The sequence below is a fragment of the Methanomassiliicoccales archaeon genome (assembly GCA_036504055.1).
In the GTDB taxonomy this organism is placed as follows: Archaea; Thermoplasmatota; Thermoplasmata; order Methanomassiliicoccales; family UBA472; genus DASXVU01.
The window spans coordinates 1-8,875 of record DASXVU010000040.1; the positions used below are offsets into that span (position 1 = coordinate 1).

General features: G+C 54.7%; 9 protein-coding genes. 6 read left to right on the forward strand and 3 right to left on the reverse strand.

Translation table 11 applies throughout. The features are described 5' to 3' along the window. Positions 1-674, reverse strand: a 674-nt coding sequence (locus tag VGK23_09775) for an AAA family ATPase (GenBank protein HEY3420830.1), incomplete at its 3' end; no start/stop codon positions are given. A 322-nt stretch (positions 675-996) separates the two neighbouring features. On the opposite strand from VGK23_09775, the gene hflX reads away from it, so the two are divergent. Beyond that, a complete protein-coding gene (gene hflX, locus VGK23_09780) occupies positions 997-2,301 on the forward strand; it encodes a GTPase HflX (GenBank protein HEY3420831.1) in 1,305 nt (434 codons plus the stop codon). 22 nt (positions 2,302-2,323) lie between these two features. Here hflX and VGK23_09785 read toward each other — a convergent pair whose 3' ends face one another. Next, positions 2,324-2,677, reverse strand: a complete 354-nt coding sequence (locus tag VGK23_09785) for a hypothetical protein (protein ID HEY3420832.1) — start codon at positions 2,675-2,677, stop codon at positions 2,324-2,326. 94 nt (positions 2,678-2,771) lie between these two features. Here VGK23_09785 and VGK23_09790 point away from each other — a divergent pair, with 94 nt between their 5' ends. The 5 genes from VGK23_09790 to VGK23_09810 all read left to right on the forward strand — a co-directional run bounded on the left by VGK23_09790 (position 2,772) and on the right by VGK23_09810 (position 8,074). Further along, positions 2,772-3,113 carry a hypothetical protein gene (locus VGK23_09790; GenBank protein ID HEY3420833.1) on the forward strand — a complete coding sequence of 114 codons (342 nt, stop codon included), beginning with the start codon at positions 2,772-2,774 and terminating at the stop codon, positions 3,111-3,113. A gap of 61 nt (positions 3,114-3,174) precedes the next feature. After that, on the forward strand, positions 3,175-4,473 hold the full coding sequence (locus tag VGK23_09795) for a tRNA(Ile)(2)-agmatinylcytidine synthase (GenBank protein HEY3420834.1): 1,299 nt from the start codon (positions 3,175-3,177) through the stop codon (positions 4,471-4,473). Between the two features lie 113 nt (positions 4,474-4,586). Then, positions 4,587-5,762: an acetyl-CoA C-acetyltransferase gene (locus VGK23_09800; protein ID HEY3420835.1), complete on the forward strand. Its 1,176-nt coding sequence runs from the start codon at positions 4,587-4,589 to the stop codon at positions 5,760-5,762. A 201-nt stretch (positions 5,763-5,963) separates the two neighbouring features. Then, positions 5,964-7,193: a M20 family metallo-hydrolase gene (locus tag VGK23_09805; GenBank protein HEY3420836.1), complete on the forward strand. Its 1,230-nt coding sequence runs from the start codon at positions 5,964-5,966 to the stop codon at positions 7,191-7,193. A gap of 77 nt (positions 7,194-7,270) precedes the next feature. Next, complete coding sequence (locus VGK23_09810) at positions 7,271-8,074, forward strand: methyltransferase domain-containing protein (GenBank protein HEY3420837.1); 804 nt, start codon at positions 7,271-7,273, stop codon at positions 8,072-8,074. Between the two features lie 7 nt (positions 8,075-8,081). Here the strand turns inward: VGK23_09810 and ftsY are convergent. Further along, on the reverse strand, positions 8,082-8,875 hold a 794-nt coding region (gene ftsY, locus VGK23_09815), incomplete at its 5' end, for a signal recognition particle-docking protein FtsY (GenBank protein HEY3420838.1).

Consider the following 8,875-nt stretch of genomic DNA (forward strand, 5'->3'; position numbering starts at 1 on the left):
TGATTGAGAATGTCCCTTAGCTGCTCGGCGTTGTACGGAGGGAAGACCATCTTCTCCCCCTCCATACGGGAACGGACCCGAGAATCAAGCATGTCGGTGAACAGGAGGTCGTTGGAGATACCGATTATGGAGACCCTGGCATTCTTTAGGTCATCGTTGATCTTGGAAAGATAGTAAAGCACATCGTCGCCGCTCTTGTAGACCAGCTTGTCGATCTCGTCTAGCACGATAATGATCACCTGGTCCTGCAGATCCAGGTTATCTCGCAGGAGGTTGTACACCTGCATGATGCTCAGCCCGGTGAAGGGAATGCGCTGGGTGAAGTTCTGGATGAACTGGTTTCCGATGTTCTGCATGACACCGTATGGAGTGTCTACGATCTCGCAGTTCATGTAAATGAAGGTGACTTTGCTGTTCTCCCCGTCCGCCTTCTTGATCTCGTTCCCAATGTACTTGACGCAGGCGGTCTTGCCAGTCCCGGTCTTTCCGAAAATTAGTATGTTCGATGGCCTTTCCCCTTTGAGCGCGGTGACCAGAACGGAAGCGAGGGCGTTGATCTCCTCCTGACGGTGGGGCAGCACATCGGGGATATAGGACGGCCTTAGAATCTCTCGGTTATTCTTTTTGAATATCTGTTTTCTGTCCAAGTGCTTCTCGAAGACGTTGCTATCCATTGGTGATTGCCTCTGATTCGAAAGTGAAAGACGGCAGGATTACCCCAATGTTTCCTATGGAGAACCGGCCCTCAGGTGAAGGAGTAGGTGATTGTCCACTGCGGTACTTGAAACCTCTTTTTATCTTCTCCATAAGATTCGAGTAGAAATGGAGGTTCAAGCTGTTAATCTATCCTTTTCACCTGGACTTGCCCCGACCCCTTCATTTCCGGTGGAAACCTAAATCACCGGGAAAGTGGGTTCGCCGGGGTCCGGTTCTTAAGGAACTTGATACAAAAGTAATATCATCGGACCTGTCATAACCAATGAAGGAAGGGTTCTTTTGGCCGACCGCACGGAACGAAAAATCTCTGCTGCATTGTTGACGCTTAATAATCGTGTTGCAGAGGTTGAGGAATTAGCCGGCACGGCAGGATACGACATCGTCTATGAGATTCTTCAGGATAAGAGATACCCCGATCCCTCATACTTCGTTGGAAAGGGCAAACTCGAAGAGGTCAAAGAGATCCTCGGAGAGAATCCAGTGGATGTCCTGTTGATAAACGGTGAAATCGAGCCGGGGCAGCACTATATTATTGAGAATCTGCTGAAGCTCGAGGTCGTTGACCGTATCAAGATCGTCCTGAACATCTTCACAAAGAGAGCTCATAGCAAGGAATCGATGCTTCAGGTAGAGAAAGCCAAACTGAAGTATGAAATGCCGTTCCTAAAGGAATGGATCCACAATGCCAAGGCAGGTGAACATCCTGGATTCCTTGGTGGTGGAGAATATGCGATCAATACCTATTACGATCTCATACGTAAGAGGATGAAAAAGATAGATATCGAACTGAAGAGCATGAAAGAAGATCAATCTCTTCGACGACAGCAGAGAAAGAAGAAGGGATTCTATCTGGTATGTCTTGCTGGATATACCAATGCCGGAAAGTCATCATTGATGAAGAGATTGACCGGTGAAAGCGTCATCATTGAGAACAAAATGTTCTCTACATTGTCTACCACTACAAGGAAAATGGAGAATGTAAAGAAGGAGATACTCCTGACGGATACGATCGGTTTCCTGGAAAACCTTCCCCATTTCATGATCGAATCCTTCCGGAACACGATCGAGGACATTTTCAACGCCGACCTCGTTCTCCTTGTCCTAGATTCATCTGACGGAATGCCTGAGGTCATCAGGAAATTGAAAACTTCAAAAGGTATACTTCTTCCGGATATCGATCCTATCAATATCATCATTGTCCTCAACAAGACCGATCTGTTGAAGTTCGGGATGAAGGAAAGGATCGATATCGTTCGATCGGAGTTCCCTCAATCGGAGATCGTGCTTACTTCGGTAAAGGATAATTACGGATTAGATGTGCTAAGAACGAAGATACTCGAGAAATTTACCTATCCCGTCGAACTCAATTTCTCGGCACCGCAATCCGGAGGATTACAGAGCCTCCTTTCCGGAATATATGATATCTGTGATGTCGTCTCGATAGACTACGGTCCTATAACCAAAGTCTCGCTTAGATGCAAGGCAGAGGATCGGGACCGGATCGCCAAGAACGTCATGGCGCTCGAAGGTTCCGTCATTCCGAACGCCCCCTCTCCGGAAAATGCTGTTCCACCGGAAATGTAGGGGTGCCGGTTAGGAGGGCACCTTATTTCTTGATGCTGAACTCGGCCTTCTTGTCTTCCAGTTCCTTTTCGTATTTTGTGGGCAGACGCCAGGCCAGGTACTCGGTCTCATCCATGCCCTTCAGGAAGGTGGCTTTGCTCTTCTCCTGTAAATCTTTGCGGAACTGCTTCACCCTTGCTAGGTAGATCCATAGCCAGATGATGCCAATAAGCAACAGGGGCACTCCCACCATGACTAGCCAATAATCCCATGGCCCCAGATTGAGCATGTCATTCGTCGTCAATCCTATTATACCGAGGGCGCTGAGCACCAAACCCCCGATAAGAAAGAGGGAGGCCAGCAACGGCGCTCTCTCGGTTAGAAATGGCTTGGTCATGCCGGGATAGATGCGCACCAGGGTATTCAAATGTTGTTTTCTAAGTATACAAGTAACGATACCAGAGAACTCATCCAGATTGATTATTCGCATAATGGTCAAGATAGGTCTGCGGTCCTTGGTCGTCTGTGCCGGCGTCGCGTTGCTATTGCTCTCAATCCTCTCCGACCTGTCTCCGGAACGCGTCGACCTGTTCAAGGACGTGAAGGTCGGGAATGAGGGGACTGTCGAGTGCGTCGTGGTCCAATGCAATCATTCCAAGACCGGTCTGATCATCACCGCGATGGATAAGGATGGAGCAGGCGCCAGCATATTCCTTCCACCATCGGTCTTGGCAGCTCCGGTCCCGCCAGGCTCGGTCATCAAGGTGGTCCTGACACCATCCGAGGACGATCCGACCTTCATGTTCGCTTCATCCTTCGAACTGATATCGTAACGGTATGACTGCAGGATGCTGCGTAACCCTAATAACCCGTCCTCCCCTCTCGGGGGCGTAAATGTACGTCGCTTTTGATGACACGGATTCGGTAGAATCGATGTGCACGACCTATCTGGCAACCGAGGTTATCGATGCCATGCGGGACCACGATCTGATCGGCCTGCCGCGCCTGGTCCGCCTTAATCCCGCAGTACCTTGGAAGACTCGGGGGAATGCCGCGCTCAGCATGCGGTTCGGCCATGGAAAGGGCCCCTGCCAGATGGTTGGAATGATAAGGGAAGGCCCGATCTATTCATATTCAGATTGTGCACGTCCGGCTGACCCGGACCTGATAATGGACCGATGTTCCCGTTTGTTACAGAAATGGTCCCGGGTGGAGGAGGATGCCAGCCCCGGGCTGGTGGTGTCGCCGAGGAAACCCAGGTCAAAGCTCTACTGGGATGCTGTGAGGGGCATTGTGCAGAAGAGCGAGGTGGTGGAAGAGCTGGACCGCATCGGTGCCACCCGCTTCGAGATGGAGGGAGGCAGGGGGGTGATCGGCGCCACGGCGGCACTGTCCTGGAGACCCAGAGACCGCACTTACGAGGTGATCGCCTATCGGGAACGATCGCGTTGGGGCACGCCCCGGGAGGTCTCCGACGAGTCAGTAAAGGAAATGGACCGAAGGTTCCCGTCCACCTTCAACAACTATGACGACCGGGCGGGCAGGAGAGCGATCTCACCGCACACACCCTGTCCGGTGCTGTTCGGGATCAGGGGGGATGTACTGGAGGACCTGCCTCAGGCCATGGGCGCCATAGAGTCCGAGCGCGTGGACCGATGGATACTGTTCCTCTCCAACCAGGGAACGGACGACCATGTAATGCAAAGGTGGAAGGACCTGCTACCGGCCCGGACCTATTCGATCAGGGGAAGGATCGTCTCGGCATCTCGAACCATTGCTGGCGGACATTCATTGATCACGATGATGCCCCATGGATCAAAGCAGGAGCTCGATCTTGCGGCATACGAACCGTCCAAATCATTCCGGGAAGTGGTGAGGGGACTGCGTCCTGGTGATGCGGTGAGGGCCGTAGGCGAACTAAGGGGGGTGCCTAGGACCCTTAACCTGGAGAAGCTTGAGGTCCTGGAGCTGGCCGACGCTCTGGTCAAGACGGCGAATCCCATATGTCCCAAGTGCAACAAGAGCATGCAGTCCATGGGACGGAACGGGGGGTACAGGTGCAAGGTTTGCGGTGGCAAGCGACCGGGATCAGCGGCCAAGACAGAGAAGGAACTGCGCGTCCTGGGCCTGGGATGGTACGAACCGCCGGTCAGTGCTCGGAGACACCTCTCCAAACCTCTGAAACGGACGTGATCCTACCTGGCATCGTCGTTAGTCGATTGTCAATATCGACAATATTTTATATCCCTAGGTTTTTGCTAGGCGCACAACAATCCAAGGCCAGCAAGGTCTTTTGAGGAATCATCATGGAAGAAGTCGTCATATTGAGCGCGGCCCGTACCGCGATAGGCAAGTTCGGTGGATCTCTGAAGGACGTTCCTGCACCGGAGCTCGGGGCTCTAGTCGTCAAAGAGGCTGTGAGGCGGGCCAGCGTCGAGGCAAAGGATGTCAGGGAGTGCATCATGGGCAACGTGCTCAGTGCTTCGCTGGGTCAGAACCCGGCCAGGCAGGCCGCCGTAAAGGGAGGCCTTCCGGTAGAGATCGGGTCCTTCACCCTCAACAAGGTTTGCGGATCCGGCATGAAGGCGGTCATGCTGGCCGCCAACTCGATCAAGGCCGGAGAGCACGACCTGATCGTCGCCGGCGGCATGGAGAACATGAACCAGGCGCCCTATCTGCTGAAGTCCGCCCGTTACGGTTACCGGCTAAATGACGGTACGATAATGGACAGCATGGTCCACGATGGGCTGTGGGACATCTTCACCGATGTCCATATGGGCATCACCGCCGAGACGGTGGCGGAACGGTACCATGTCACCCGCGAGGAGGCCGACCTGATCGCCTATCAGAGCCATACCAAGGCAGCCGCCGCCGTAGCGGCAGGCAAGTTCGAGAAGGAGATCGTGCCCTACGTGATAAAGAACAAGAAGGGCGACATCGTCTTCAAGACCGACGAGGGGATCAGGAGCGACACTACGCTCGAGGCCCTGGCCAAGCTCAAGCCTTCGTTCAAATCAGATGGCATCGTCACCGCCGGGAACGCCTCCCAGCTGAGCGACGGAGCATCGGCCTTGGTCATCGCATCCCGGAAATTCGCAGACGAGCACGGGATAAAGCCCCTGGCCGAGATCGTCGGTTATCACACTGGCGGCACCAAGCCAGAATGGATCATGGAGGCGCCGATACCCACGACCCGCGAGCTGCTGAAGAAGGTCTCGATGACCATCGACGACATAGACCTGTTCGAGCACAATGAAGCGTTCGCCACTGCCTCGGTCGCAGTAAAGAGGGAGCTTAACGTTCCGGACGAGGCCTTCAACGTGAATGGCGGGGCTATCGCTCTAGGCCATCCCATCGGGTGCTCCGGGGCGAGACTGTTGACGACGATGGTCCATACCATGATGGACCGGAACAAATCGACCGGCCTTGCGACCCTCTGCCTTGGGGGCGGAAACGCGGTCTCCATGGTCCTCAGGCGCTGAACCGGAAGAAGAGCGCAAAACGGGTCGGGACGCTCGGGCGGGCGTCCCGATCTTCTTATCGGTAACAAGCGCCCCCGAGCACAGCCACAAACTATCTGGACAGGCGCATCACGTTTCAGAACTGGATAACCTAAACCTAAGCTATTATTAGGAGGGAACGCATTTAATCACGGGATTCGAATGCCTTCACTTCAGGATTTATTGGTTTCCATCGAGTCGAAAAGGGACGAAATGGTGGAAGCGCTCAGCGAGATTATTAGGATACCAGCGATAGGGCCGGAGAGCGGCGGAGAGGGTGAGTTCGAAAGGGCAAGGTTCATAAAGGACATGCTCGAGAACTGCGGGTTCGACGAGGTCGACATGTACGACGCCCTCGATGAGCGTGTCAAGCTGCGGCTCAGGCCGAACATAGTGGCCAAGAAGAAGGGCAAGTCGGAACGGACCGTATGGTTCGTATGCCACATGGACACCGTCCCTCCGGGGGACCTGGCCGCGTGGACATATCCTCCATTCTCCCCCAGACTGATCGAGGGCAAACTCTATGGGCTCGGGTCCGAGGACAACGGTCAGTCGTTGGTGGCCGCGATCTCCGCGATGAAGGCGATCAACGACCTGAAATTGAACCCAGACCTGAGCATAGGCCTGGCCCTGGTCGCTGACGAGGAGGTTGGATCGGAGAAGGGCATCAAGTTCCTTCTCGACCAGGGAGTGTTCCAGCCGGATGACATAGTCTACGTTCCCGACTACGGAAATGCGGACGGGACGTTCATCGAGGTGGCAGAGAAGCACATCATGTGGCTCAAGGTCAGGGTCCTGGGAAGACAGACCCACGCCTCTACCCCGGAAAAGGGGATCAACGCCATGAAGGTGGGTTCCGAGCTCATCACGTTCATCGTCGACTATATGGAATCGAAGTATGGGGTGAAGAACCCGCTCTTCGACCCGCCGACATCGACCTACGAACCTACCAAGAGGCTCCAGACCGTCGGCAATGTCAACACCGTTCCTGGCGAGGACATCTTCTTCCTGGACTTCAGGATCCTGCCCCAATATTCAACGGACGACGTAATGGAGACGCTCAGGTGGATCGGGGACCTGTTCGAGGACAAGACCGGCGTGAAGATAACCTACGAAACGGCCCAACTGACCAAGAGCGGCAAACCCAGCGCACAGGATTCCGAGGCCTATAAGGCCCTGTCCATGGCGATCGAACATGTAAAGAACGTCGAGCCGAAGGCGGGCGGTATCGGGGGCGGCACCTGCGCCAACTTCTTCCGCCTGGCCGGGATCGACGCATATTGCTGGGAAACCTGCGATGACATGTGCCACACGGCGAACGAGTACAGCATCGTCGATAACCTGGTATCGGACACCAAAGTGTTCGCCACCGTGATCGCGAATCTGTGCCATAAATCTGATTTTAACCTTTGAGGCGCATCTGCGCTTCCATTTTCTACCTTCTAGTGCAAACTCTAACTACGTCAGAAGGACATTGGTCGTAGATCTCGATGAACAATGAATATGTCCACGGATACTCAGAACGGGAATCGGGCCGGCTCCAGGACCAGGCCGATACCCTCGAAGGATTGCTTCATCACGATACAAGGTATCCAGCCGGATATAGGGTTCTGGAGGCCGGGTGCGGTGTCGGAGCCCAGACATTGATACTGGCCAGAAACAGCCCTGAAGCGCACTTCACTTGCGTCGACATTTCGGAAGAATCCGTTCGTCAGGCAAAGGCCCGCGTCCGGTCGGAGGGCATAACCAACGTCGATTTCATGCAAGCAGACCTTTTCAACCTGCCCTTTTCGCCAGAGAGCTTCGATGGGGTCTTCGTCTGTTTTGTCCTGGAACATCTCAAGGAGCCGGAGGCAGCGCTGATGGCGCTAAGGACGGTACTGAAGCAGGGCGGGGAGATCACGGCGATCGAGGGAGATCACGGATCCTGCTTCTTCCATCCGCACAGCGACCACGCCATAAGCGCGATCAGATGTCTGATAATGGACCAGGCGAACACGGGCGGCGATGCCAATATCGGCAGGAGGCTCTTTCCGCTCATCTCCTCGGCCATGTTCAATGAGGTGAGCGTGACGCCTAGAATGGTCTATGTGGACGCCGCAAGGCCATCCCTTGTCGATGGATTCACCGAGAGCACGTTCATCGCGATGGTGGCAGGCATCCGTGAAAAGGCCATTGCCACCGGCATGATCGATCAGGTCGAATTCGATCGCGGCATTGCCGATCTGGAAAGGACGACCAAACAGGACGGGACCTTCTGCTATACGTTCTTCAAGTGCACCGCCAAAAAGTGATCCACCGTTACTTGGCCGAGTCGGAGAACAGCCGGTCGACCATCCACTTGCTGTTGAACTTGATTATTTCCTCATAGGCCTGTCCGGTGGACAGGAAGGCTATCGGCTTCTTCACCGCATGTGCGATAGACAGCGCCGCACCGCCCTTGGCGTCCGCATCGATCTTCGTCAGAATGACAGCATCGATGCCGATCTCCTTGTTGAACGTTACCGCCTGTTCAATGGCATCATTGCCAGCTAGCGAATCGCCGACAAAGATGGTGAGATGGGGCTTTGCCACCCTCTTTATCTTCTTCATCTCATCCATAAGGTTGGAGTTGGTCTGCATCCTTCCAGCCGTGTCCACCAGGACCACGTCTCTTTGGCGCGCCTTGGCGTGATCGATGGCGTCATATGCGACGGCTGCCGGGTCTCCCCCCGACTGGTGCTTAATGACCTTGGTGCCCAGTCGCTCCCCGTGGATGGAGATCTGTTCAATGGCCCCGGCCCGGAACGTGTCGCCTGCCGCCAATACGACCGAGAGGCCGTTCTTCTGCAGCCGGTTGGTGATCTTGGCAATGGCGGTCGTCTTGCCGGTGCCGTTTATGCCCACGAACATGACCACCACCGGTTTTTCGTGCTTGGCGATATAATCATCAAAATCGAACTCGCTCTGCTTCAGCACGCTCTCGATGGCGTTCTGCAGGGCAAGCTTGACCGCAGACTCGACCGTGAACTGCCTGTCGACGCGTTTGCCCAAAAGCGAGTCGCGCACGGAGACCTTGATCTCCTCGATGACCGGGAGCGCCACGTCAGCCTCCA

Bases quoted from the DNA above. Each gene is read 5' to 3' on its own strand.
- VGK23_09795 (HEY3420834.1), top strand. From the start codon at position 3,175: ATGTACGTCGCTTTTGATGACACGGATTCGGTAGAATCGATGTGCACG.
- VGK23_09800 (HEY3420835.1), top strand. From the start codon at position 4,587: ATGGAAGAAGTCGTCATATTGAGCGCGGCCCGTACCGCGATAGGCAAG.
- VGK23_09810 (HEY3420837.1), top strand. From the start codon at position 7,271: ATGAACAATGAATATGTCCACGGATACTCAGAACGGGAATCGGGCCGG.
- VGK23_09785 (HEY3420832.1), bottom strand. From the start codon at position 2,677: ATGACCAAGCCATTTCTAACCGAGAGAGCGCCGTTGCTGGCCTCCCTC.
- VGK23_09790 (HEY3420833.1), top strand. From the start codon at position 2,772: ATGGTCAAGATAGGTCTGCGGTCCTTGGTCGTCTGTGCCGGCGTCGCG.